This window comes from Exiguobacterium sp. SH1S21, from assembly GCF_004337175.1.
GTDB classification, from domain to species: Bacteria; Bacillota; Bacilli; order Exiguobacteriales; family Exiguobacteriaceae; genus Exiguobacterium; species Exiguobacterium aurantiacum_A.
In genome coordinates this window covers 149,780-174,542 of the sequence record NZ_SJUY01000001.1, presented here as the reverse complement: position 1 = coordinate 174,542, position 24,763 = coordinate 149,780, and the positions used below count along the sequence as shown (strand labels likewise).

The window sequence follows — 24,763 nt, the reverse complement described above, 5'->3', positions numbered from 1 at the left end:
GCAAAAAAAATGGCAGGGTGAATAGAAAAAAAGGGGGCGCTTAAATCGGCGCGCCCTACCTATCGTTATTGTGCAGGTGTCCCTTGATGGAATCGCATTTTCCATACGCCGTCAATCCTGACCCAAATCGAGCTGCGGAGAGCGGTCTTCTCAGTCGCGTGATTTTTGGTTCGATACGTAGCGAGCACGACGTCGTCGCGGATGACCTCGAGGTTGAAGTCGGACAGTGTGATGTCAATCTCTCCAAGGTCCATCGTATTTGTGTCGTTTTCTTTGTATAAAACACGACCGGAACTACCGATTTCAAAAAAATCTTCGGTCAACAGTTCACGCAATCGCTCGGGCGACGTCCGAACTTCCGTCGTCAATAAAAGGCGTTCTTTCTCTTCGATCAATGGTGCGAGCATTCGCGTCACTCCTTTCTAAAAACGTTAGCCGTGTACCGTATTCATTTTCCCGAAATTCATGACGATGACACCGAGCACGATGACGATGAGCCCGATGCTATTCAGTGTCGAGAGAACCTCACCGTAGGCGAATACCCCGATCAATCCGGTCGCGACCGTGCCAAGACCTGCCCAGACGCTATAGGCAATACTGAGCGGGATCGTCTTCAAGACGAAGCCCATGAGCGTGAACGAGACGGCGAAACTCGCAAGCAGGATCACGCTCGGCAACAAATTTGTGAAGCCGTCCGACAGCTTCAGCATCGATGTGCCGAGCACTTCGAACGAAATCGAAACCAGTAATAACATATACCCTTTCACACGTGTCCCTCCTTCATATTTTCATCAAGACGAGCCCGACGATGACGAGTCCGATGCCGACGACGGTCTGTTTACGAACTTGTTCCTTGAATACGAGAAAGCCAATCAATGCCGTCGCGGCCGTACCGACACCGCTCCAAAACGCGTAGGCGAAACTGAGCGGGATGGACAAGAGCGCGAGCGACAACAGATAAAACGCGGTCACGTATCCGAGCGCGACACCGAGGATCGGTAGTCGGTTCGTCGATGTTGCGTTCAGTTTTAACATACTTGAGCCGAAAAGTTCGGAGACGATGGCTAAGCAGAGATAGATGAATCCCATCTTAACCGTTTCCTTTCGTCAATTCATCGCACTTGGATTGGATGATGCGCATGGCCCGTTCCTTGAACGCGGCGCTATAACCATACGTTAGCGCGAACCAAAATCCATCGCATAAAAGTCGCAACTCGAGCACCCAATCGGCGTCAGGCCCGTCCGCGGCGAACTGTTCATCCCAACGCTTGGCAGCGTCATTCCAGAGCTGTCCGCTTGAATCTTCTTGAGACGAGATGAAGACGGCAATCAAGTCGGCGTCCCCGTCGCTATAATCGAGCGTCGCGAGAGCATAGGCGCGTGTGAATGGATAAGGCCCGTCTAACCCTATTTGATGATGGACGATTCGGCTCTCAAACTCATCGAGCGCCATCATATTCATCTGCTGCAACAGATTGGCCTTGCTTTCAAAATGATACAAGACGCCGCCTTTCGTGATACCGGCGCGTTTGGCCAGATGGTCCATCGACAATTGTTGAATGCCTTCGGTTTGAATGATCTGTGCGGCGGTCCGCAGTAACAGTTGTTTTTTACTCATATGTTTCCTCCTTACTATACTGAACGGTCAGTATAGTGAATGTATCAGACTAGAGGTGGGTTGTCGAGATGAATACATGAATGGGATAATTAGGAAAAGGGGGTAGAGAGGATGGGTTCACATTTGATGCATCTCGTCATCGCGAATGAGGTGTTGGCGCATTTGCCAGATGTTGATCGTACGGCTTTTTTATTAGGGAATCTTGCGCCCGATGCGACGACTTCTAAACAAAACACCCACTATTACGCGGGAAGGCATGAGGATATGACACGACGGCTCGACCTTGATCAATATTGGATGGACAGTGTGGACGAGAATCAATCGTTCAGACTCGGCTATTATTGCCACCTCGTCGCGGACGAGATTTGGTTGCAGGGGTTCTATAAAGCCTGGCTCAAGCAAGTCATCACGAAGGACTCGCAAAAGCAGGCGATGTATTATGCTGATTTTGATGCGTATAACGCTCGTTTGGTGCAGCGATTGGGCGCCTTCGATTTCGACGTGTTAACAGATGCCGCACGAGACGAGCTGCTGGCACTGATACTCAAAATCAAACAAGATGCGGAGGCGAAAGAGGAAGGGACATACTCGATATTTTTGCCACACCAGCTCGATGGTTACGTCGAGACGTGCATCCTTCGATGTCGACAGATGATCCAACAGAAGAGTGGGGTGATCACATGATTCAACGCCTCTATGCGCCACTTTATGTAACATTTGGACTTTCTATCTTGACAATCATGGCGCTGTTCACGTTGAACGCTCGCTTTTTTCCCGATTTGGATTTGATGACGGCTATTTGGGTCTACATTGCCTTAGATGTCGCCCTGATTGCCACATTGATTTGGGGACTATTCTCGAAAGAAAAGACGGTACGCGTGTTCAGCCTCGTTGGGAATCTTGGGTTGATTATGCCGTTATCGATTTGGATTTTCTTGTTGGTGCTCGCTAACGGCATTTCAGAAGCATACGAGGCGGGTCATATGAGTAATTCCAAGCCTAACCTGCCATTTCTCATGCGTTCGATCCCATTTTTCATCTTGCTCGCATTGTGCGGGCCGCTCGCGTTAGGGCTCGTCGTGATTTATTGGCGTGATTTGCCAGAAGATAGGCGCGGTCCTCATATGATTATGTCTATCTTGTTCTCACTTATGTTCATCACAAAAATTCTTCCGGACGGTATTTTACAAATCATCGTCTTTTCATTCACGTACACACTCGTTATATTTATCACCTACAGCATTTGGGGTCGGAAAAGAAAACGAGAAAAAGAATAGCCGTATAATCTAGAAAGTAGCGACACAAGCTGCTTTCTTTTTTTATTTTGCATTAGATAGTAGGAAAATGATTTCCAATCGTTTTTTGTAAATTTGGCATTGCGCATCCTTTTTTTGTTTGCTATGCTTCTCAATGAAAACGACAATGATAATCATTATCAACGATAAAGCATTCCTGTTGCCTACATAGACAAGATCAACAACAGGGATGCCGTTCGATTGAGAAGGTTGTCGGCGTAATCAATACATATAGGGAGATGGAAAAAGTGGGGAAATTAAAAGCATCAATCATGGCGACATCGCTTGTCTTATTACTTGCGGCATGTGGGAATGAGAATGAGGCGACCAATACGGGTAACGCGGAAGCGGAAGCGAAACCGAAGACGGTGGAAATCACGGACGCACATGGCACAATCGAAGTACCGGTCAATCCGGAGAAGGTCGTCGCGCTCGACAACCGGACGTTCGAGACGCTCTCGGATTGGGACATCGACTTGGTCGCGGCTCCAATCGGATTGATTCCAGCGGACTTGCCTTATAAAAATGATAAAGACATCGTGGACGTCGGGATGCACAATGAGCCGAACTTAGAAGCGATCGCCGGTGTGGATCCGGACGTCGTCATCGTCGGTCAACGATTCGCCGACTACTACGACGACATTAAAAAATTAGTTCCGGAAGCAGCCGTCATCGATTTGAACATTGAGCTCCCAGAAGATGCGGGCACGCCAGGTGAAATCTTGGTAGAAGGCTTTGAGTCGACGACGCGTTCACTCGGCCAAATCTTTGAAAAAGAAACGGAAGCAGATGAACTCATCAACAGCTTTGAAGCATCAATCGACAGTGTAAAAGCTTCATACAACGGTGAAGACAAAGTGATGTCAGTCATCGTCTCAGGCGGCGATATCGGCTTCTCGGCACCGAATACAGGTCGTGTCTTTGGACCGATGTATGACATCTTTGACTGGACTCCTGCCCTCGAAGTAGAGAAAACGACAGGTGACCATCAAGGGGATGAAGTATCGGTTGAAGCGATTGCTGAGAGTGACCCGGACTGGTTGTTCGTCCTCGACCGTGACGCGGCGATTACAAGCATGGAAGACGCTGTACCTGCAGCAGACGTGATTGATAACGCACCGGCACTTCAAAAAACAAAAGCCGTGACAGATGCAAAAATCGTTTATGCACCGAACGACACGTACATCAACGAGTCGATTCAAACTTATTCTGAGCTATTCAACGATATCGCAGCCGCGCTTTCGAAGTAAGGGAGTCACGTTGTGCAAAAACCAATGACAGCAAGGGTTGAGACATTGTCTCAGCCCTCCTTTTCTAACATATGGACAAAGTCCTTTGTCGTAGCAGTTCTCGTTGTCTTCATGTTGGCATGCCTCTCGCTCGTGACCGGCGTCTATGACATTCGTCAGGAGGGCGGAGCGGATATGTTTTGGATCACCCGTGTCCCACGCACGATTGCCATCATGTTGACCGGTGCCGCCATGGCAATGTCGGGACTCGTCATGCAACTGATCACGCAAAACCGTCTCGTCGAACCGACGACAACCGGTACGCTCGAATGGGCGGGGCTCGGTCTGCTCACTGTGTATCTGCTCGTTCCGGCGCCGACGCTCATGATGCGCATGACGGGAGCGATCGTCTTCTCGTTCATCGGAACGATGGTCTTCTTCTGGTTCCTGCGCTCGGTCAAACTCCGCTCATCGTTGATCGTCCCGATTATCGGGCTCATGCTCGGGGCGGTCGTATCGGCCGTGTCGACGTTTCTCGGCTTGTTCTTTCAAGCGAGTCAGACTATTGAAGGCTGGTTCGTCGGGTCGTTCGCATCGGTGCAGGTCGGACGTTATGAATACTTGTGGCTTATCATCCTTGTCACATTCTTCATCTTTATCCTCGCGAACCGGTTGACGCTCGCCGGACTCGGCGAAGACATCGCGACGAGCTTGGGCGTCAACTACAACAGTCTCATCTTGATTGCGACAGGACTGATTGCACTCGCGGTCGGGGTCGTGGCGACGGTCATCGGTAATCTGCCGTTCCTCGGACTGATCGTCCCGAACATCGTCTCGATGTTTCGTGGAGACGATCTCCGTAGCAACTTGCCGTGGGTATGCGTCATCGGGATGGGCACGGTCCTCGTCAGCGACTTGATTTCGCGGACAATCATCATGCCGTTTGAATTACCGGTATCGCTCATTCTCGGGACGGTCGGGTCAATCGTGTTCATCGCGATTCTCTTGAGACAACGGAAGACGGGAGGGGTACGATGAGCACACTCATCGAAGACAAGACGAAGCAACGGGAAGCGTATGATGTCGATGGTCGATCCGTGCATACGGAAGAGCGGTGTGCGACGGCGTTCCGTTCGAAGCGGGAAGAACGGCGTTATTGGCTGTTCCTAGCCTTCTTTATCGTCGGCGGATTGCTCTGTGCGTTCGGGTTACTCGTCTATAACAACCCGGTTCCGTTCGATTCACCGTCGTTCATCCCCGTCGTTGAGCGTCGGGTCGTCGCCGTCATCACGATGGCGATCGCCGCGCTCTGTCAAAGCTTGGCGACGGTCGCGTTTCATTCGGTGACGAACAACCGGATTATCACGCCGTCTTTACTCGGGTTCGACGCGCTCTATTCGACGATTCAGACGAGCATGATTTTCTTCTTCGGGGCAGGGGCGTTAATCGGTTTTTCGGGAACCGGTGCCTTTTTGACGCAGGTCGGCCTCATGGTACTCATGAGCCTGTTGTTGTACGGCTGGCTCTTGTCCGGGAAATACGGGAACTTGCAACTCATGCTTCTCATCGGAATCATCATCGGGACCGGTTTGAACTCGGTATCCTCGTTCATGCGCCGCATGCTCGCGCCGTCGGATTTTGATATCCTTCAGGCTCGTCTGTTCGGGTCGGTCATGCATGCCGATGCCGCATACTTCCCGATCGTCATTCCGATCGTGCTTGTCGTCGGGGCCTTATTGTATAGCTTCTCGAATCGTTTGAACGTCGTCGCACTGGGGAAAGATGTAGCGACATCGTTCGGGGTGAACCATCGTCGCAGCGTCATCTTTACGCTCGTTTTGATTTCGCTGCTCATGTCGGTATCGACGGCGTTGATTGGACCGCTGACGTTCTTTGGCTTCTTGGTGGCGACGCTCAGCTATCAGGTTGCCTCGACGTACGACCATAAGTACATGTTTCCGATGGCGTTCGCGCTCGGGTTCTTCGTGTTGACGAGCGCGTATTTCTTTATGTATCACATTCTCAATACACCGAGTGTCGTGTCCGTCATTATCGAATTGTTCGGCGGAATCGTTTTCTTGGCAATCATCTTAAGGAGAAAATCGCTATGATTCAACTTGAACAAGTACAAAAATCGTATACGGATGACGTCCGAATCGGACCGATCAATCTCGACATCCCGAAAGCTGGGTTCACGTCGTTGATTGGGCCGAATGGGGCCGGCAAGTCGACGACGCTCATGATGATTGGCCGCCTGCTCGATTTAGACGCGGGTCAAATTCAAGTCGCGGGGATGGATGTGTCGAGCGCGAAATCGAAAGACTTGGCGAAAATCATCACGATTTTGCGGCAAGAGAACCATTTCGTGACGCGTCTCACCGTCCGTCAGCTCGCCGGGTTCGGTCGCTTCCCGTATTCGAAAGGACGGTTGACGCAAGAAGATGAGCGCATCATCTCGAAGTATATCGACTTCCTTGATTTGACGGAGCTCGAGCATCGTTATCTCGATGAACTGTCGGGCGGGCAGCGCCAGCGGGCGTACGTCGCGATGGTGCTCTGCCAGGAGACAGAATACGTGTTGCTCGATGAGCCGCTCAATAACCTGGACATCGCTCGCTCGGTCCAGATGATGGAATACTTGCGCCACGTCGCCGACGAGTTCGGCCGGACGATCGTCACCGTGCTCCACGACATCAACTTCGCGGCCAAGTACTCGGACCGGATTTGTGCGATGAAAGACGGCAAGATCGCCGCCTTCGGTACAGTCGATGAGATCATGGTCGCCGAGACGCTATCCGATATCTTCGAGACGAAGCTTGAAATCATTCAAGGACCATACGGACCGATTGCGGTCTATTAATAGAAGGAAGGAGTGACGACGATGCAAATTTACTGGACACCGATTCAACGAGTTGTACAGGAAGCGCCAGATACATACACGTTCCAACTCGAGCTCCCGGACGGCTTCACGTGGGACGAGGGGGCGCATACCCACTTCGCGTTAGAAGGGTTCAACAAAGAAGACAAACCGAACCGGAGCTTGATTCGCCACATGTCGATCTCGACGCTGCCGCGTGAAGGCGCGATCGGTATCACGACACGGATCAAGCGAGAGTGCTCCGAGTTCAAGTCAATCTTGCGTGATATGAAGATTGGCGAACAAGTCGCCATCTTCAAGACACATTCGAACGTCCCATTGAAGCGTGAGGGGAAGAATGTGTACTTGCTGTCGGCCGGGGTCGGACTCGCGACGTTCCGCCCGATCGTACTCGCGTATTTGGCGAACGGAGAAGGCGTGCCGCATCTCCATTCGCTGAACGTCGACACGTCGGCAAACTATCTATTCAACAACGTCTTCACATCATCGAACGATTTCACGGCTGAGTTTGTCGACAGTCGTCCGAACTATTACAAGCGTGTCGAGACGATGGCGGAAGACCAGGATGGCCTGTTTTATCTCGTCGGCAGCGACGACTTCTTACGAGAGACGATTGCGATGTTGCGTGAGCGGGGCATCACGCGTGAACAAATCATACTCGATAAGCGCGACTTCCAACTAGAAGACTTTCTGAAATGACTCAGACCGGGGACACGTACCCCGGTCTTTTTGTATGACAAATCGCGACGAACCGTTCGAACAGGTCACGTCCGTCCGGTGTCCCAATCGACTCAGGATGGAACTGGACGCCGTACGTCGGGTGTTCGGGATGCTCGAGCGCCATGATGACACCGTCCGCAGTCGTTGCCGTCACGGTTAGTTCCGTCGCTTGGACGACGAGCGAGTGATAGCGCATGACGTCCATCGGCTCTCCGTCGAACAAGGCACCGGGTGTCGTCTCGATCACGGACGTCTTGCCGTGCATGACCTGTTTGGCCCGGCTGACCGTCCCGCCGAACGCCTCAGCGATGACTTGATGACCGAGACAGACACCGAGAATTGGGATCTGTCCCGACAGCTGCCGGACGACGTCGAGGGAGACACCGGCGTCACCTGGACCACCTGGACCAGGTGAAATGATGATACCGGCCGGGTTAAGGGCGCTAATTTCATCGACCGTCAGCTCGTCGTTACGGACGACCAAGACATCGCTGAACCGGGCGACGTCTTGATAGACGTTATATGTGAACGAGTCGTAGTTATCGATCAGCAAAATCATGCGAACACCTCCAACAGGGATTTGGCTTTATGCAGCGTCTCTTCATATTCCGATACCGGATCCGAGTCAAAGACAATGCCGGCCCCGGCTTGGACGTACGCCGTATCATTTTGGACGACCATCGTCCGAATGGCGAGGGCGAAGTCGAAGCCGCCCCGGACGTCGAGATAGCCGACGGCCCCGGCGTATACTTCACGTTTCAGTGTCTCGAGCTCATCGATCAACTGCATCGCCCGAATCTTCGGTGCCCCGGAGACGGTGCCGGCCGGGAGACAGGCCCGTAGCGCGTCGATCGGGTTCAAGTCGTCACGCAGTTCGCCTTCGACTTCGGAGACGAGATGCATGACGTTTTTGAAACGCTCGACTTCCATCTGTTTCGGAATCGTGACGGTGCCGACTTTGGCGACGCGGCCGATGTCGTTCCGGCCGAGGTCAAGTAGCATCCGATGTTCGGCCAGCTCTTTCTCGTCTTCAATCAAGTCGGCGGCGTGGCGCATGTCTTCTTCGACAGTTTTGCCGCGCGGGCGCGTACCGGCGATCGGGTTCGTCGAGACGCGGTTCCCTTCGACACGGACGAGACTTTCAGGCGACGCCCCGAGGACGATCGCTTCGCCGAGGTCGATGTAGAATAAGTACGGGCTCGGATTAAGTTTTCGCAGCGTCCGGTAGAAGTGGAACGGGTCACCGGTGAACTTCGCGTCGATCCGTTGCGACAAGACGAGTTGGAACACCTCGCCGGCAAGGATTGCTTCTTTCGCTTTCAAGACACGCTCGATAAACGCGTCCTTGTCGGTCAAGATTCGTTCGCTCGTCCGGACGACCGGCGCGAGTTCGTGCGTCTTCGCCGTCTCGAGCTCGATTTTCAACTGTTCGAGCCGGTCAGTACCGTCGCTGTCGCCCGTGTCGATCAAGATGACGCGCTCCTCAAGATGGTCATACAAGACGACCGTCTCATAGCGTTGGAACAACGCGTCCGGCAAGTCGCGCGTCTCGGTCGGCGTGTTCGGGATCGGCTCATACGTCCGCAGCAGGTCGTAGCCGATATACCCGACGGCGCCGCCGATGAACGGGTAGGGCGCGTCTTCCGTGTCCCGTTCGATCAATGTGGATAAGACGGCGAGCGGGTCGTCCGCATGCACCGTGCCCGTTGCATTGGTCACGGTGTTGCCGTCGACACGGATCGTCTCGACCGGGTTCGCCGCGATGATCGAGTAACGTCCGTGTTTACCTTCAGCCCGGCTCTCGAGCAGTACTTTCCGCTCTCCTTGCAACCGGTGGAAGATGGCCACCGGGGTCAGTTCGTCGCCGTTGATGATCAGTTGTTCCATGTAATCTCCTCCTCCAAATAAAAAAGTCCCCCGCCCGACATGTCTAAATAGACATGAAGGACGGGAGACCCGTGGTGCCACCTTCGTTGGGGGAGTTCCCCCCACTCATCGCGAACGATCATTCGCTGTCCTCGGTAACGGGAGGACCCGTCAGAGCCTACGTATCGGTCTGAACGCTCAAAAGCCCATTCACGCAAGACACGTCACCGGTTCGCATCGACCACCGGCTTTCTGGAGACGTCCTTTCGCGCTACTCTTCTTTCTCATCGCGAGTTCGTATGATGTTATCGTTACTTTAACGGGATGACGTGATGATGTCAATCTTTGACGCGTTTCATTGTCGAAATATTTTTGTAACACGATTGAAACATTTTCTAACAGATCTCGTATACTATATCCAAGGTGATTCACCTAATACTTGGAAAAGAGGAAAACAAATGAAACGATTGGTGCAACGGACTGTTGCGACATTGCTCGCGGTCCTACTTATCGTCTCGCTCGTCCCGCCGCGCATCCACGCTGATGCCGGTGCCGGAATGAAGCAAGCGACACTACTTGAAGCTGGGGAGGCTGTCACGTTCACGACGGGCGTCGATCCGGTCAATACATACTGGTTCAAGATGGAGCGAGGAGCTCCGAGCCAGATGACCCATATGGAAATCGTCATGGAGGCGACGAAGCTCGCCAACGTCTCGGTCTATCCGAGCGCCGATATGGCCGGGAAAGACGATACGTTCTATCCTTACCGTGCGAGCGCCTCGAAAGAGGACGGCAAAGCGACAATCCATCTCCCATATGCATGGGAAGGACCATACTACGTCAAAGTCGAGTACATGCCGATGGAGACGCCGGACATGTATCCACCGGAAGAGGAGATCTTCTCACTTGAAGAAGGAGAAGAGCCGAGTGAAGAAGGAACAGAACCGAGTGAGGACGGAACAGAACCGCCAAGCGAACCGGACCCGTCGGAGTTCGCTTCAGAGATCAACCTCGTCTACAACCCGGTCAAATTGCCGGTGAAATATGAACAGGCAAGCGGCGATATGTGTGCCGTCGAATCGATTTTAATGCCGGCAAGTGATCAAAAGACGATGCTCGAGCTGATTCGACGTGTCCAGACGGACGTGCTCAACCAATCAGAAGAAGGGCGGGAACTCGCGGCACTCTACTACCGTGCCTCGCCTTACATCATCAAGGCGATCACGTTCGACAAGACGAAGCGTCAGGCGGCGTATAACGACCTGGTGACACTCAAACCGCTTTTGACAGCTCTCGTCGAGCGAAAACAGCATACAGTTTCGTCGAAAGAGTCAGCGGCCATCAACCGGATGCACGCCCTCGTCAGCCAAAGCGTGCCGGAAGGATTGAAGGCGGACATCGCGTCTGTCGCAGGTCTTGCCGGGATGGATGAACTTGCGGGAACACCGCTCACGGACGTGTTCGACCGCATCGGCGTCACCGTCAACGTGACGGACGCCCCGCGTTATATCGTCAAATACAAGTCGTCACCGAACCAATCGATTGGCAAGATGAACGCGATGCGTGATGTCTCGGCCGAACGTCTCGCCATCGGTTCGCCGGGTGACCATTTCGCGCTCGTCGATGTCGAAACGGCGTCAGCGAAGACGAAAGCGTCGGCACAAGCGGTGCTCGAGTCAGACCCGAACGTCGACTATATCGAGCCGATCGAGACGTACTCTGCATTTATGGCGGACCCGAGCTATAGCTATCAATGGTCGGTCAACAGCCGCTCTGTGTTGAAACCGTTCGGGGACGCGGGCATCAGCCTTGATAAGTACGAGGCGCTCAACTTGAAAGCCCGTACCGTCAAAGTTGCCGTTCTCGATACCGGTGTCGACCACCGCCTTCTCGATTTGAAAGGGAAAGTTGATGTCCGAAACGGGAAGAACTTCGTCGACCCGAACGGAGAAGGCGACGCAATCGATGACCACGGTCACGGGACGCACGTCGCCGGTGTCATCGCGGCCGCTCAAAACAACGGCACGTCGATGCGGGGGATTGTCCCGAACGTGTCCATCTTACCGGTGAAAGTACTTGATGCCGGCGGATATGGGGAGACGGATCAAATCGCACTCGGTATCAAGTATGCCGTCGACGCCGGAGCGAAAGTCATCAATATGAGCCTCGGCGGAACGGAAAGCCGCACGATCGGTTATATGTTGAAGTATGCGCATGACCGCGGTGTCATTATCGTTGCAGCAACGGGGAACGACGGACAGTCTCGCGTCTCGTATCCGGCGTCTTCGAAGTACACGATTTCGGTCGGCGCGACGAACACGTTCGGTCTCGTCACGGACTACTCAAACTACGGAGTCAATGTCGACGTTGTCGCACCGGGTTCAAAAGTTGCGAGCCTTGTGCCGGACGGTAACGTCGTCTATATGGATGGGACGAGCATGGCGACGCCACACGTCGCATCCGCTGTGGCACTTCTCGTCTCGCAACACCCGCGCGTGACAGTCGAAGGCGTCCGGACAATCTTACGCCGTTCGTCGGAGCCGCTCGCCTTCACGGGTGGGGACGCACCGAAAGACCCGCGTGAATATGATGGTATGCAAGACGTGTTAGATGGTTTGAATACTCCGCTCCTCCCGTATTACGACGTCGTGAGCGGCTACGGGAAAGTGAACGTCTACCGGGCCGAGTCGATGCTTCAACTCGCGCCGAAGCCGGAGCGTATATTTGATAACGCACCGGTCTTCAACGTTTCCGCAAAATCGGGAACGGTCGTCAACGTGTACAATAAAACGAAACGGATCGGCTCGGGAACGGTCAAAAACGGCAAGTTGACGATGTCGCTCGCCCCACAAAAAGCAGGAACGGTGCTCCGCGTCACGTATACGAACGGGCCACTCTTCACGGGAGAACGTGTCGTCGTCGCCAAAGGGCTTCGACCGAGTGCCCCGAGCATCACAGCACCTCGTGCAAACGCGAAACAAGTGACCGGGAAAGCGCAAGCAGGGATGACGATCGTCGTGCGTGACCAGAACAAACGTGTCATCGGCAAGTCGAAAATAGCATTGAACGGCACATACGTGGCGAAGACGCGAGCCTTGAAAAAAGGTGAGCGCTTGTCTGTCCACGTTGAAGACGTGACGAAGAAAGTCAGTAAAATCACGACCGTCACCGTCAAATGAACGAACGAAAACCGGCTCTCCATAGAGGGCCGGTTTTCGTATGCGTCAAAGGATTTTGATGCTCAAGACACTTTCAAATTGCCGTTCATCTTGCGGAGCTTGTCGATACGGTCTTTTCTATAGACAATCGCAGAGGTACTTTGGGTGGATGAGGTAGTGTCAGATTGGGCGGTCTAAGCAGGAAATGTATGCTATGATGTACGGTGAAAGGAAGGTACAGCTATGGAAACACTCAACATGAAACAACTTTCTGACGACCGGGCATCGCTTCAAACGGCGGGCGACCTTGACGCGATGCGGGGCATCATGCACGATGAATTCCGCTATGTCGACTCGAGCGGGCGTCAGTTCGATAAAGAGACATTTTTAGACCAGTTCGTCGACCCGGCCGCCGTCCAATGGATCGCCCAAGAGACGGTCACATTCGACGAGACGATCAAAGGTGAGCTCGCTGTCGTGCAACTGTTGCTCGAGGAGCGGTTTATCCTTGGGACGAACGCTTACGAGGGCCGATTCTGGGCACTGCACTTGTACGTGAAAGACCAGGATACGTGGCTCTGGCAAGGCGGACAAGCGACGATGATTCACGAGACGTGATCAGGCATCTCCAGCGATGGAGATGTTTTTTTGTGTACTGAAGAGAAATGTGCACCTAAAATAGAAAATTATGTACCTATTTTTAAAAAAATCCATTAAAATAAAGCTGTTGTCTAATTCGATACATTATTTAGGAGGAATTCATAAAATGAAACAACCGAAATACTTAGCGCTTTTCCTCGCCGGGACACTCGTCATCGGTGGCTTTACACCGACGTTCGTTGCGGCTGAAGGAGGCACGACGACTGTCGCCGACGTGACGGCACCTGCTGCGCCGGTCGTAGCGGCACCGTTCCATACATCGACGTCACTCACGATTCAAGGGGAGATCGGTGCAAAAGCTGAAATCCTTGTCGCTGGGAAAACATACGAGCGCGTCATCCGTACGAACGGTGAAGCCGTGTTCACGATGTCCCCACAACCAGTCGGTCGCGTCATCGATGTCCGTTTAGTCGATGCGAGCGGGAACGCAAGCGCTGTGACACGCGTCATCGTCGCGGAAGATCCGGCGGCACGTCCGGCGGCACCGGTCATCAACCCAGTCGATAACTCGGCTCGTGCGATCGAAGTGAAAGGTACACCAGGACTCGCCGTCACTGTGACGGTCGGGGGCAGCACGTTCAACGGCTCGTTCGACGCGAACGGGAACTACCGCCGTGTCATCGCGCTTCAAAAAGTCGGTACCGTCTTGACGGCGCAGGCGAAGACGGCGAACGGTGCGATCAGCGAACTCGTCAAGTCGACGGTCGTAGCGGATAAGGTCGCACCGAGCAAGGCGCGCCTCACGCAAGCGGTCACGACGCTTTCGAACGGGATTGCCGGAACGGCAGAGCCGCTCGCGACGGTCATCGTGACGATCGACGGGAAAGCGTACACGGCCCCGGTCATGTCGACAGGGAAGTTCGTTCTCCCGATCCCGAAACAACCGCTCGGCAAGAAGGTGTCGCTCGTCGTCCGTGACGGTGCCGGCAACCGTAGTGCATCAGAGACGCTCACGGTCCAACACGCGCTCTTCAACAACTTCCACCGTGTCAGTGACGAAGAGGGAAATCGTATCGTCGTTCATAAGGAAGTGTTCGCAGCGGATGGGTCGATTCGTTACAACGAGACGTTCGCGCCGCTCTTCTTTGACCGTCCGACGAAAGCCAACATGGGCTTTTTGTTGAACTACATCGCAGAAGACGGTGAGCCGCTCGAGTTCGAGAAGCTCCGGATCCGTGTCGGTTCGGCATCGTTCGTCCACACGATCGACCCGTATGACGTCGAATACTACGAATATGAGGATGGGACGGTCGAAGAGTCTTACTTGTTCCAACCGGATGCAAAAATGATTGCGTTCATCAAGCAACACGTCCGTCCAGAGAACCGGATCGTCATCACCATCGAAGGCTACGAGTATGAATTCGAATGGGCGCTCCTCGGAGGCGAGAAACGGGCCTTCATTCAATCGCTCCAATACGCGGGTTACTAATATAGAAGAAAGACGTTTTTCATAAGCTACGGACCAAACCGGTTCGTAGCTTTTTTTTGTGTAATTTGCAACCGGACTAGTCAAAATGTATTCCCTGAATTTCAAACTAGTCTTATTGAATCAGTTTTAAAAGTTTGGTCAATGTAAAAATAAGGGTTAAATTATTCCTTATTTTGATACAATCTAAAATCAGACATGGTAATTATATGAGAAGGTAATAAAAGTAAAATTAAATACATTTAAAGGGTTAATTTAATCTAAAAATGTCGAAATGGCGTCATATCGGCGTTTTTCGACGAATTTCGACATTATAAAAAGTGGGTAATGCGATATTGAATTATCTCAAAAACTCCAAAATTCAAATTCATTCCCATTTTTGCGAAAAAAAACGCTTGTGCTGATTGGAAGCGTTATGTATATTATGGATGTAAGGTTTTCCAAGTTCATACTTGGTAAATTGTTCAAGAGTCACATCTTGAAAAATACCTATCAGTTTAAGTGAAGCTCAAGACCTAAAGGATCAGGTTGGATAAGTCGTTCGAACGAATGGCGTATACATATGGAATCGTTTAGTGGGGGGAGCGTAGCTTGCAAGCTGGTAGCGCAAAATCGCAACATACCAAAGGGAGGATTTACACAAGATGGCAAAGAAATCATTCAAGTTAGTCAAAGCGTCAGCAGCACTCGCTGTGGCGGCAGCAGCTCTTACTCCGGTAATGGCAGCAGAAGCTTCAACTTCAACAGTAGAACTTAAAGCAGAGGTCGTACTCGGCGGCAAGTTCAAAGAGGCGCTCGCGCTTAACACGCCTAAAGGTGTAGAAATCAAATGGGGCAAATACCTCGTTACTGCAATCAACAAGTGGCAAACAGTTAAAGGTCAAGGTTCTGATGGCAAGACTTACATCAAGAAACTTTACCCACGTAACTACCCACTCTACGTTCTTGACCAAGACCTCGGCGAAGTCGAAGCTGGTTCTGAACTCGAGAAACCATCGATCCGCGTAATGTACCGCGACGGTAAAATCTACACACAAGCTCCTGAGCGCTTCACAATGAGCTCAACTTACAACACGAAAGATGAAGGCGAGCAAAAAGTCCTCATCTCTTACAACCACAACGGTAACCGCATCACTTCGTTCTTGACTTACACAGTTGTTGCTGGTGAAGTTGAATTTGAGAAAGTATCAGCATCAGTTGACCAAGCTGAAAACAAACTTTCAGTAATGGCTGACGTTAAAAACGCTAAAGCCGATACAAAAGCTGATCTCGTTATCTACCCATTCAAAGATGCGTCGAAAGCTGTTACAGTTCCAGCGACAATCAAAGATGGTAAGTTGACTGCTGAAGCTGCAGGACTTCCTGCAGGCGACCACTCATTCGTTCTTAAATCAGGCGAAGTCGTTTCTGAAGCTGTAAACTTCTCAGTTGAGGCACCTATGGTTAAAGCAATCAACCAACTTAACGGCACACAAGTTGAAGTTAAATTCAACAAAGCGGTTGATAAGTCAACATTGCTTGAATCAAACGGCGATTTCAAAGCTGGTGTATTCACAATGCGTGCGATTGACTCACAAGTACAGGGTACGTTCAAAGGCGTCCTCTCTGCTGACGGCATGACGCTTACAGTGACGAGCACACAACAACTTGAAAAACGTTACGATGTCGTTATCGACAAAGTGAAAACAGTCAAAGGTGACGAAGTCGAGAAGTACGCGAAAATCGTATCACTCGCTAAAGACATGACTGCTCCAACAATTGCTGGAGTTGAGCAAACTGTTTCAACTAAAGCGACAGTTAAGTTCTCTGAACGCATGACTGCTTTTGCTGGCATCACTTACAAATATGCTGACGGATCTGCAGTAGCAGCTGGGGCAGTTACTGGTTCAATTGCTCAAGGTGCTGACTATGCTGAACTTACACTTGATGCTTCTAAACTTACAGCTAACAAAGAAATCGTCGCAACATTCATTGGTGCACGTGATCTTGCTGGAAACTTGATTACACCAAACCCTGCAACAGCGTCATTCCGTCTCGGCGTTAAAGATGGTGTGAAGCCAGTAGTTTCGTCTGTTGTTCAAACAGGTGCTTCTGAATTCACAATCCAATTCTCTGAAGCGTTGCAAGCTGCGCCAGCAGTATCGGCTACAAACACAAGTGTATCTTCTGTGACAAAAGTAGATAACGATGCTTCTAAATATGTCGTTAAAACTACTAGCGTTCTTGAAGGTGTGAAAACTGTTTCTGTATCAAGCTACACTGATCTCAGTGGTGAAGCTGGAGATAACTTCTCGCGCGTTTACACATTCGTGAAAGACGTTGTAGAACCTAAAGTTGTTTCTTCTGTAGTAGTCGTAGATGCAACAGATAAGAAAGAATACCTCGAGCTCACATTTGATAAGAATGTTGTACTCACAAATGCTACAGTTGAAGCAAATGGAACATACGTTAAAGATTTCGTTACGAAATCAATTGACGGTTCTGCTACAGGACTTGCATACAAAAACGCTGATAACAAAAAAGTTGTACGTGTCGCGCTTGCTTCACTCTTGAGTGGTGCTAATGAAAAAGGTGCTTCTTACAACGTTGACCTCGTTCTTGCTGGCGTAGCTAGCGAATCAGGTGTAGCCCAAACGGCTGCTAAAGCTTCGTTCGTACGTTCTGAAGATGGAACTCCAGTTAACGAAACAAAAGTTGCTGTAGTCGGAGCTTCTTCATTCACACAAAAAGCTGGTGATAACAGCACAGTGTTGGTAACGTTCGACAAAGAGGTTGATGGCGCATCAGCGACAAACATCTCAAACTACCGCATTGATGGAGCTGTCATCTCTTCAGTAACACTTCTCCCGGTTGCTGGTGGACAACAAGTTGCAGAACTTAAACTTGCTGCTGGTTCAAACGCATTCACTGGTGATCGTAACGTTGCTGTTGAAGGTGTTAAAGCGAAAGGTTCTACTGTAGCGATGGATCGTTTCACTGCTGTAGCTAACCTTAAAGAGAACGTTGCTCCAACAGTAACTTCTGCTAAATTGGTTGATACAAATAAAGTACGGATCACGTTCAGCGAAGTTGTTACAGATGCAGCTGCTCTTGACTTCGAAGTATTGGTAGGCGGTAAAGCACAAGCAACTGCTGAAATCGTAAACTCTGGTGTAGGTGCATCTGCTGTTTCTACTGTTGATGTAACTATCGCTACAGTAAACGCTGACAAACTTTCAAAAGGTCTTTCGTTGAAACTTGTTGACACACTTGATATTGTTGACGCGGCTGGAAACAAAGTTGTTTCACCGGCGACAATCACTATCACTAACTAATTGTTGACCCTCCCTTAGGGTTAAATAGAGCAAAGTCTTCGGACGGAGCCATCTTGGGCCGCTGACACTTCATGTGTCAGCGGTTTTTTTATGTCTGCTAATATACGAAATGCGTCTATACCAAACAGCCCTCGCTTCAGATTTGTCTGAAACGAGGGCTGTTGCTTCATGTTATTCTTGATTTCCTTCAATCCCTGTTTGTCTTACCTTCACCCATTTCGTGAACGTAGATTCTTTCATTTCTTCGAACGTATGCGTAAAGTCAATAAAATGAGCATTTGCTCCGCTTGCATGTCCGTGCGAGATCGCAGCGACTGGTTCGTTCAACTCACCTTCATCCAAATAGAAATGGGAGCGTGTTGATGCGTTTTCAATGATTTCGATTCCGACACCAAACTCAGCATTCCCGGTGGTGTATAATCCGTACGCAGTGACGTGTGAACTGTTCGCCATCACGCCGCCGACGCCGTTATTTCGAGAGGTGACGTTTCTTAGGACAGCGTCACCTTTATTGATGATGTTAATTCCGTGACGCGGAGCGCCTTCAACGGTCAATTCTGCAATCGAACTGCTGTAAGAATCACCGTTCAGTTGAATCAAATCATCACCCTCAAAATCGTTTGCCGCTGTCAATGTCCCGTTATGTTCCCCGCGAAGCACAACTTCTTCTGACAATTCAATCGTCTTTGTAACAGAATGTTGACCGTTGACGATCAGCTGGTCAAACAGTTTTAGCGAGTTGCTCGCTTGTGCCGTGTCTGCAAAACGTTCTGTCGTTCCGTCTCGCTTCAGTTTATAGATGCCGTTATCCCGAATCCATTGCGTTTGACGTGTCGTTTGATCTTCTCGTTGAATGAATTCCTCCGGCAACGTAAGCTTGGTTCGTGAAACGTCTGTCGTCGTTGCCACTGGGACTTCTTCCGTCATCGCTGAACGATTGACTGTGACAGAGGAAGTATCGCCTTCAAACCAGTTGTCGATGCGAATAGCCGGACCACCGTTGTTTTTAGTATAAAGATAATCGATGTTGACGTCCGCATTCTCGACGGCGAGCCCTTCTTTACCGTTATCGACGAACGTGACGCGGTTTAATGTGACATCGTCTGCTCGTGAGATGAGTAACCCGGCCCCGTTTGGGTGAGAGAATGAAATTCCTTCTAACGTAATCGGCTGATTCGTATCTTGAATCATGAAGAGGTAGCCATATCCATGAGCTTCTACAGCTGAAAACTGCTCAGATGCTCGGATGGTCGCTCCGCGAGATGACTTGATATGGACTTTTTGCGCTTGCACCGGTTCATCGATTACGACATCTTTCTCTAGATAGACGAGATCGCCGTGATTGATTGCGTCTTGTAACGTTTGGTAGCTGAAAAAGGTTCTTGGCATATCCGGATAGACCTCACTCGGTGGTCTTGAAGAAAAAATCCCTTCCGGAAAGACGGGTAATTGAATCGTCTCTTCAAAGTTTAACTTTTGGTTGTTTAAAAGTGATGGTTCTTCAAGAAGGAGCGTTCCTTTTCCGAAGAATTGGAGTTGGTGTCCACCTGTGATTGGCTCATTCACGGTAAGTGTGACGTCTTCTGGAATATGAATATACATGTGTCTTGTTGATTCAAATCCGCCGATCGTCAAATCTTCCGTGACGCTAAAGTCGTCTCCTGATGATGTCGATGACTTATAATACTCAAAGCTTTCTTCGATTGATGGACTAGTCTCTTCTTCTGGCGGGGCGGTCGGTTCAACGATTGGCGGTATAACGACAGGCGGTGTTGGTACGGGTGTCTCAATCGGTGGTGCTGGCGGTACGACTTCCTCTTCTGTGACGTCATTTTGACCGACTTCTGTGTTCCCGGTGTCGACCGTTCCTGTATTTGTTTCGGTTGCTTCGACGTGATTAACTTTTGGTACATCGATGGTAAGTGGTGCTTCCCCGTCTAGGACGACACGTTCAATTGAGGCACTTCCTGAAACCCGTATCGTGTCTTGACCTTTTCCTTTCACCGTCATTGTTGCGATTGGTACGTGCAAGATGACATCTTTTACTCGTTCACCGAGCTCGAGGGACTTCACGGTTCCACTGCCTTCTACTGTTAAACGGTCTTCGGCTTGAATGCTATTGATTGTACGATTTTTTCCGACGGATAGAACCGTCTCGTTTGTGGTGACTAATTGGTCGACTGATGCATCCAAATCAATCACACTTTTCTCGCCGCTTATGCCTACTTTTTTAAGCGGTTGGATAGATTGAAACTTGGCAGAAGCGTTAAATTCAACCGTATCGACCGTGGCGTCTTTGTTTACGGAGATTGCCGTGTCGGCGGCAAGTACTTTCAGCTGTGTGACGGCCCCGAAAACTTCAAGATTGAGGCGAGCTTGTTTCGTCTTCATAACTACGTCTCCAATAGTTGATGTTCCTGTAATCGACAATGTGCGTGACGCATTATGAATGGTTGATACATCTCCACTTAAATGAAGCGACGTTACCTGGTGCCCGCTTAGGACGTCTTGGATCCGTGCAGCCGCCGTCGATTGAATCGATGTGTTGGCGAACGAACGAACTTCATTCAAAAAGGCATTACCTCTAGCTTGTAGGCGTGTGTTCGTCCGTTGTAAATCGATGGATTCAAACGTCCCACCTTGAATCATGACTCTCGATAGAGGTGACGCTTGGCGTTGAATTGCTTTCGGTAAAGATGCTTGACTAAGTTTTTTTGCGTTCACGTTTAAGAATTGAGTCGTCGCGCTCGCCTGATTCGTCAAGTATATATAGTCGACGGATTTCACGTCTTTAACCGTTACATTTCTGGCGTTGATGCGAATCATACCTTTCACAGACTGATTCATACCGTTTAATGTGACTGGTTGATTAAAACTTTTACCGTGTTGGTTAATTTCGAGTCCGACGATTTCCTCGATATTCCGATTGGCCGAGTAGCGAACGGATAAACGGGCGTTCTTTAGCGCTTGTGCATTTGATTTAAAAAAGGTGGCCTGTTCTTTTGAAATGCGGAAATGTGTTTTTCCTAATCGAATCGTCGAATCATTGATGACGGTGAGGCGGTTGAGTGGAAAGGTTTTCAATGATTGATTCTGCTTAACTTGTGAAATGGGGCTAGGGGCAGAAGTTGCGGATGCTGTAACAGGTAACGTGGTGAACAGCAATGTAGCGATTGCTAATCCGCTCGTGATTTTCGGTAAAGGTTTAGACATTGATGATAATTCCTCCTTGCTGTAAATGGTCATACAAAAGGAATTATAAATCACAAAAAGGAATAAAAGGGGATTTTACTATGTTTCAATTGGAAATTAAATGTTTTTTGAATAATCAGGTTCAAACGTATAAATAAGTTTCTAATTATAGGAAGTCCAAAGCGCCGGACCATCTAATACAAATATCAAAAATAAAAAATTTATTTCCCTTTTCTGAAAAACAAATTATACTTTTATTGTCATCAAAATAAGCTTTTACCATTTTTAATGAAAAGAGGAAACGTACATGAAACAATTGTTATGGGCACTACTGGTTGCTCTCTTTCTTCCTATAGTATTCACTCCTGCATCGGTGGAGGCTGGAGAACCGATTCCAAGCCATTTTCGAATCTCGAATAGCCCTTATGTCATCACCATGGACGGAAAAGAGCTGTACCATGTCGGAACGGGAGAGCGCATTCCGTTATCGAAAGAATTAGATCTGCATTGGTCTTATCAGAAAAACGCTGTAATGAGTGTGGACGGTCAGCATCTCGTCTTTACGTCAGGCTGTACCGACTGTTCGACGACGCGCTACATCATCGACTTGAATGGTCAGGTCACGTCGAAATCAGTACCGGATACGTATCGAATCGTCGGAGCGGACGTCGCACATGATCGTCTTCTATGGGCGACATGGACGACAGTAATGATGACAAACCTTCAAGGAGACATCATGTGGGAACGTTCAGACCTCGGTACGGCGGTGACGTTGTCAACAGACGGTCAGACCGTAATTGCGGCACGACACGACCTCTCGGACATCGCGCATGTGAACGTAGCGACTGGTAAGACGGAATCTATCCAATCTTTTGATGTGAAGGTACAAGTTCGGGACAAGGAAGCGCTCGCGTTTGACGGAGTCATCGCTTATCCCTATCAAGGATATGTGTATCTCGAAGCATCACGACGCCTCTTGGCACTTCCGGAGTGGTATGGCATACAATACGCGGAAGAAGACGGGTTCTTGCATTGGTACTCAAAAGGCGTATATGGGGTCCTTAACATCACGTCAGGCGAAGTGGAGACACACAGCCCAATCGTTTATCCAAAACTTTACCCTGGTACCCTAGCTTTCTCGGATCGTACCGTTCCGCTTTCTTCTTATAAACAAATGCCGACCCAGCTTGAATTACAAGTGGATAAGCGTGCGAACGCAGAAGGGGATCCGTTCCTCTATGTCGGCCGGCCATATCCGCTCTCGGTTGTCTCTATGAATTTAGATGGCGTGACCGAAACGATACCGTTTGAGCGATTAACAGCTAACAAGTCTAATGAGGTATCTTCGCCTCAAGTGTTCTCTTATGTGACGGACGCCAACTACAACCTCACGTACATGGGGAAAACATTCAGTGGGACGCTCTTTTCATACAACGTTGGAAAAGTGTCAATCCGAAAGTTCGGGCTTGCGGGTGAAATTGTCGGACAGACAGCGCCAGGCGCACGCATGACGGTGCGTGTTCACGGAGGAGAAGGTGAACCACTCCAATACTCGACCACTGCCACAGCGACTGGCGAATTCCGAGTGGGGACCGAACGATTGACATCAGGTACGACGTTCACGGTGACGAGCCTTGCGAATGGCTCGGCGGTCTATCGCCAACCGTTCACAGTACCTGTTCCGAATCCAGAAGCCAATACAATTGAGGTTATTGGTGATTCTGTCGAAAGCGGTGTCGTCTTTAAGACTGTACCGAATGGAAAAATTGACGTATTTGTCAAAGAACAATTCCATTCGTGGTACGACACGCTTCAAGCTGACGCCTCAGGGATTGCGCGCGTGACTGGAACCGTCGATCCGCTCGCAAAAGGGGTCACTGTGACTTATGCGCCAGCGGGAACAGAAGGAGTAGAGAAGGAGCTCGTCGTTTTTGAACGAACTGAACCAACTTTTGCGTTTCAGGTGACACCGAATGCGGGCGACACGACACTGTCGTACTCTTCAACGGCAAAACTCATCACATATAAGACGTATGTCAATGAAGTGTTTGTTGGGGATGGTCGCACGATTACGTTACCGAAGGCGTTACAAGACGGCGATGTGATTCGTGTCGTCGCGAAGACAGGAGATCGGTCAAAAACGCTCGAACATCGTGTCGCCGCGGTTGGTCCGACCATCCTCCAAGTGACGGACGTCGCGATGACGGCGACGCATACGGTCGTCAGTGTTCGCCGTGACACGCGCGCTGTGCTCCAATTCTTCATCAACGGGAAGTTGACGACGGCGACACCGGTCTCATCGACACGCTTCACGGTGCCGGCAAAACCGGGCGACATCGTCCTCGTCCGCTTGACACGAGGCGGGCAAAAGCTCGACACACGCCTCGCCCTCCCGCAAGTGACGTTCAGCAACATTCGTCTCCACGATGAACAGAAGACGTGGGTCGGCATGGTGCTCCCGAACAGTCGCGTCACGTTGCAGAACGGGACGAAACAAGTCACGAGCGGTAAAAGCTCATCGACGGGTCGTGTCGTCATGAGCTTGGCACCGCAATCGCTCAACGCGAAGATCACGCTCATCAGCACACGTGGTGTCTATCGCTTCGTCCAGACGGTGAACGTGAAGGCGGGTCTTACGCCGATCATGAAGGTCGCTGCCCCGACGAGTACGATGCGCACGCTTACGGTGAACTCGAACGTCGACTACGGCACGGTCACGGTCCATCGCGGAACGACGCTGATTGCGACGAAGACGGTGACATCGAAATCGACACCGGTCGCGATTGCGGCACAAAAGTCAGGCACACGCCTGACCATCAAATTCACGACGCCGAAAGGGCGTACGCAGACGGTGTATGTGACCGTCCGCTAAACCGAAAAACGCCTGTCCGAATTGAAATCGGGCAGGCGTTTTCTTGTGAAGAAAAACGAGACGCGTGAAGCACCTCGTTTGAAAAATTAATTGATGACCATGACAGACAGACAAGACGTCGCCGCTTTGAGGCAGTCGCGCTGCGTATCGTATTTGGCTTTGACGTTCGGGAACCATTTCCACAGCGCTGCCGAGTCGAGTGAATCGATTTGTTGGAATGGCTCGGCCAACTTCGCTTGCTTATTGACGCGCAGCGTGAACGAGAATTCGGATGTGGCTGACTGGTGCAAATCGATCTCCGCGAGCCGCTGTAAATTTCGTTTATATGTGAATCGCTCGGAACATGGGAGAAAAGTTGTCATGACCGCACCTCTTTCTATCAGTTTCTTCCACATCAGTATACATTTATATCCATAATTTGTCGCTTCTTTTTTTCGTTTTTTAGGTCATGATTTTGAATTAATTGACGTCTATTCTTTTGTGAATTCCAAATACAAGGAATTGAATCGTTTTACGAAATTACGTTTCAAAAACA

The 24,763-nt window shown here is 50.4% G+C and carries 20 protein-coding genes and 1 other annotated feature; of the genes, 12 read left to right on the top strand and 8 right to left on the bottom strand.

Going from position 1 to position 24,763, the window contains the following annotated elements; translation table 11 throughout:
- Positions 1 to 65: 65 nt before the first annotated feature.
- From EVJ24_RS00845 to EVJ24_RS00830, 4 genes are read right to left on the bottom strand one after another with little or no spacing between them, the layout of a single operon-like run.
- Positions 66 to 407 carry a nuclear transport factor 2 family protein gene (locus EVJ24_RS00845; RefSeq protein WP_131438904.1) on the bottom strand — a complete coding sequence of 114 codons (342 nt, stop codon included), beginning with the start codon at positions 405 to 407 and terminating at the stop codon, positions 66 to 68.
- A gap of 24 nt (positions 408 to 431) precedes the next feature.
- Positions 432 to 767: a DMT family transporter gene (locus EVJ24_RS00840; protein WP_131438902.1), complete on the bottom strand. Its 336-nt coding sequence runs from the start codon at positions 765 to 767 to the stop codon at positions 432 to 434.
- A gap of 13 nt (positions 768 to 780) precedes the next feature.
- Positions 781 to 1,089, bottom strand: a complete 309-nt coding sequence (locus tag EVJ24_RS00835; RefSeq protein WP_131438900.1) for a DMT family transporter — start codon at positions 1,087 to 1,089, stop codon at positions 781 to 783.
- Between the two features lies 1 nt (position 1,090).
- Entirely contained in the window at positions 1,091 to 1,618 is a 528-nt protein-coding gene (locus tag EVJ24_RS00830; RefSeq protein ID WP_131438899.1) for a TetR/AcrR family transcriptional regulator, read from the bottom strand.
- 111 nt (positions 1,619 to 1,729) lie between these two features.
- On the opposite strand from EVJ24_RS00830, the gene EVJ24_RS00825 reads away from it, so the two are divergent.
- The 7 genes from EVJ24_RS00825 (at position 1,730) to EVJ24_RS00790 (ending at position 7,719) form a co-directional block, all read left to right on the top strand.
- The gene (locus EVJ24_RS00825; protein ID WP_131438897.1) at positions 1,730 to 2,302 is read left to right on the top strand and encodes a zinc dependent phospholipase C family protein; all 573 of its coding nucleotides are present in this window, start codon (positions 1,730 to 1,732) and stop codon (positions 2,300 to 2,302) included.
- Positions 2,299 to 2,895, top strand: coding sequence for a hypothetical protein (locus tag EVJ24_RS15480; protein WP_236637503.1), 597 nt, complete (start codon positions 2,299 to 2,301; stop codon positions 2,893 to 2,895). Before EVJ24_RS00825 ends, EVJ24_RS15480 begins: the two co-directional genes overlap by 4 nt.
- A gap of 266 nt (positions 2,896 to 3,161) precedes the next feature.
- Positions 3,162 to 4,163, top strand: a complete 1,002-nt coding sequence (locus EVJ24_RS00810; RefSeq protein ID WP_442899251.1) for a siderophore ABC transporter substrate-binding protein — start codon at positions 3,162 to 3,164, stop codon at positions 4,161 to 4,163.
- 24 nt (positions 4,164 to 4,187) lie between these two features.
- A complete protein-coding gene (locus EVJ24_RS00805; protein ID WP_442899250.1) occupies positions 4,188 to 5,180 on the top strand; it encodes an ABC transporter permease in 993 nt (330 codons plus the stop codon).
- Positions 5,177 to 6,253, top strand: a complete 1,077-nt coding sequence (locus EVJ24_RS00800) for an iron chelate uptake ABC transporter family permease subunit (protein WP_131438891.1) — start codon at positions 5,177 to 5,179, stop codon at positions 6,251 to 6,253. Before EVJ24_RS00805 ends, EVJ24_RS00800 begins: the two co-directional genes overlap by 4 nt.
- Positions 6,250 to 7,002 carry an iron ABC transporter ATP-binding protein gene (locus EVJ24_RS00795; RefSeq protein WP_131438890.1) on the top strand — a complete coding sequence of 251 codons (753 nt, stop codon included), beginning with the start codon at positions 6,250 to 6,252 and terminating at the stop codon, positions 7,000 to 7,002. Before EVJ24_RS00800 ends, EVJ24_RS00795 begins: the two co-directional genes overlap by 4 nt.
- A 21-nt stretch (positions 7,003 to 7,023) precedes the next feature.
- Positions 7,024 to 7,719: a ferredoxin--NADP reductase gene (locus EVJ24_RS00790; RefSeq protein ID WP_131438889.1), complete on the top strand. Its 696-nt coding sequence runs from the start codon at positions 7,024 to 7,026 to the stop codon at positions 7,717 to 7,719.
- Between the two features lies 1 nt (position 7,720).
- On the opposite strand, the gene EVJ24_RS00785 is transcribed toward EVJ24_RS00790, so the two are convergent.
- The gene (locus EVJ24_RS00785) at positions 7,721 to 8,299 is read right to left on the bottom strand and encodes an anthranilate synthase component II (protein ID WP_131438887.1); all 579 of its coding nucleotides are present in this window, start codon (positions 8,297 to 8,299) and stop codon (positions 7,721 to 7,723) included.
- Positions 8,296 to 9,627 carry an anthranilate synthase component I gene (gene trpE, locus EVJ24_RS00780; protein ID WP_131438885.1) on the bottom strand — a complete coding sequence of 444 codons (1,332 nt, stop codon included), beginning with the start codon at positions 9,625 to 9,627 and terminating at the stop codon, positions 8,296 to 8,298. The genes EVJ24_RS00785 and trpE overlap by 4 nt, the downstream gene beginning before the upstream one ends.
- A gap of 53 nt (positions 9,628 to 9,680) precedes the next feature.
- Positions 9,681 to 9,903: a binding site (T-box leader), on the bottom strand.
- A 161-nt stretch (positions 9,904 to 10,064) separates the two neighbouring features.
- On the opposite strand from trpE, the gene EVJ24_RS00775 reads away from it, so the two are divergent.
- From EVJ24_RS00775 to EVJ24_RS00760, 4 genes are all read left to right on the top strand, one after another.
- The gene (locus tag EVJ24_RS00775) at positions 10,065 to 12,785 is read left to right on the top strand and encodes a S8 family peptidase (protein WP_131438884.1); all 2,721 of its coding nucleotides are present in this window, start codon (positions 10,065 to 10,067) and stop codon (positions 12,783 to 12,785) included.
- A 222-nt stretch (positions 12,786 to 13,007) separates the two neighbouring features.
- Positions 13,008 to 13,382 carry a nuclear transport factor 2 family protein gene (locus EVJ24_RS00770; RefSeq protein WP_070328521.1) on the top strand — a complete coding sequence of 125 codons (375 nt, stop codon included), beginning with the start codon at positions 13,008 to 13,010 and terminating at the stop codon, positions 13,380 to 13,382.
- A gap of 148 nt (positions 13,383 to 13,530) precedes the next feature.
- Entirely contained in the window at positions 13,531 to 14,853 is a 1,323-nt protein-coding gene (locus EVJ24_RS00765) for an Ig-like domain-containing protein (protein WP_131438882.1), read from the top strand.
- 641 nt (positions 14,854 to 15,494) lie between these two features.
- Entirely contained in the window at positions 15,495 to 18,164 is a 2,670-nt protein-coding gene (locus EVJ24_RS00760) for an Ig-like domain-containing protein (protein WP_131438880.1), read from the top strand.
- Between the two features lie 171 nt (positions 18,165 to 18,335).
- Here EVJ24_RS00760 and EVJ24_RS00755 read toward each other — a convergent pair whose 3' ends face one another.
- Positions 18,336 to 21,248 (bottom strand): right-handed parallel beta-helix repeat-containing protein, encoded by a 2,913-nt coding sequence (locus EVJ24_RS00755; protein WP_131438878.1) that lies wholly within the window; start codon positions 21,246 to 21,248, stop codon positions 18,336 to 18,338.
- A gap of 415 nt (positions 21,249 to 21,663) precedes the next feature.
- Here EVJ24_RS00755 and EVJ24_RS00750 point away from each other — a divergent pair, with 415 nt between their 5' ends.
- Positions 21,664 to 24,228, top strand: coding sequence for a hypothetical protein (locus tag EVJ24_RS00750; protein WP_131438876.1), 2,565 nt, complete (start codon positions 21,664 to 21,666; stop codon positions 24,226 to 24,228).
- 86 nt (positions 24,229 to 24,314) lie between these two features.
- On the opposite strand, the gene EVJ24_RS00745 is transcribed toward EVJ24_RS00750, so the two are convergent.
- Positions 24,315 to 24,590 carry a hypothetical protein gene (locus EVJ24_RS00745; protein ID WP_131438875.1) on the bottom strand — a complete coding sequence of 92 codons (276 nt, stop codon included), beginning with the start codon at positions 24,588 to 24,590 and terminating at the stop codon, positions 24,315 to 24,317.
- Between the last annotated feature and the right edge of the window lie 173 nt (positions 24,591 to 24,763).

Coding starts and splice junctions, on each gene's coding strand:
- EVJ24_RS00785 (WP_131438887.1), bottom strand. CDS start 8,299: ATGATTTTGCTGATCGATAACTACGACTCGTTCACATATAACGTCTAT.
- EVJ24_RS00845 (WP_131438904.1), bottom strand. CDS start 407: ATGCTCGCACCATTGATCGAAGAGAAAGAACGCCTTTTATTGACGACG.
- EVJ24_RS00830 (WP_131438899.1), bottom strand. CDS start 1,618: ATGAGTAAAAAACAACTGTTACTGCGGACCGCCGCACAGATCATTCAA.
- EVJ24_RS00795 (WP_131438890.1), top strand. CDS start 6,250: ATGATTCAACTTGAACAAGTACAAAAATCGTATACGGATGACGTCCGA.
- trpE (WP_131438885.1), bottom strand. CDS start 9,627: ATGGAACAACTGATCATCAACGGCGACGAACTGACCCCGGTGGCCATC.
- EVJ24_RS00790 (WP_131438889.1), top strand. CDS start 7,024: ATGCAAATTTACTGGACACCGATTCAACGAGTTGTACAGGAAGCGCCA.
- EVJ24_RS00760 (WP_131438880.1), top strand. CDS start 15,495: ATGGCAAAGAAATCATTCAAGTTAGTCAAAGCGTCAGCAGCACTCGCT.
- EVJ24_RS00765 (WP_131438882.1), top strand. CDS start 13,531: ATGAAACAACCGAAATACTTAGCGCTTTTCCTCGCCGGGACACTCGTC.
- EVJ24_RS00770 (WP_070328521.1), top strand. CDS start 13,008: ATGGAAACACTCAACATGAAACAACTTTCTGACGACCGGGCATCGCTT.
- EVJ24_RS15480 (WP_236637503.1), top strand. CDS start 2,299: ATGATTCAACGCCTCTATGCGCCACTTTATGTAACATTTGGACTTTCT.
- EVJ24_RS00745 (WP_131438875.1), bottom strand. CDS start 24,590: ATGACAACTTTTCTCCCATGTTCCGAGCGATTCACATATAAACGAAAT.
- EVJ24_RS00800 (WP_131438891.1), top strand. CDS start 5,177: ATGAGCACACTCATCGAAGACAAGACGAAGCAACGGGAAGCGTATGAT.
- EVJ24_RS00835 (WP_131438900.1), bottom strand. CDS start 1,089: ATGGGATTCATCTATCTCTGCTTAGCCATCGTCTCCGAACTTTTCGGC.
- EVJ24_RS00825 (WP_131438897.1), top strand. CDS start 1,730: ATGGGTTCACATTTGATGCATCTCGTCATCGCGAATGAGGTGTTGGCG.
- EVJ24_RS00805 (WP_442899250.1), top strand. CDS start 4,188: ATGACAGCAAGGGTTGAGACATTGTCTCAGCCCTCCTTTTCTAACATA.
- EVJ24_RS00750 (WP_131438876.1), top strand. CDS start 21,664: ATGAAACAATTGTTATGGGCACTACTGGTTGCTCTCTTTCTTCCTATA.
- EVJ24_RS00775 (WP_131438884.1), top strand. CDS start 10,065: ATGAAACGATTGGTGCAACGGACTGTTGCGACATTGCTCGCGGTCCTA.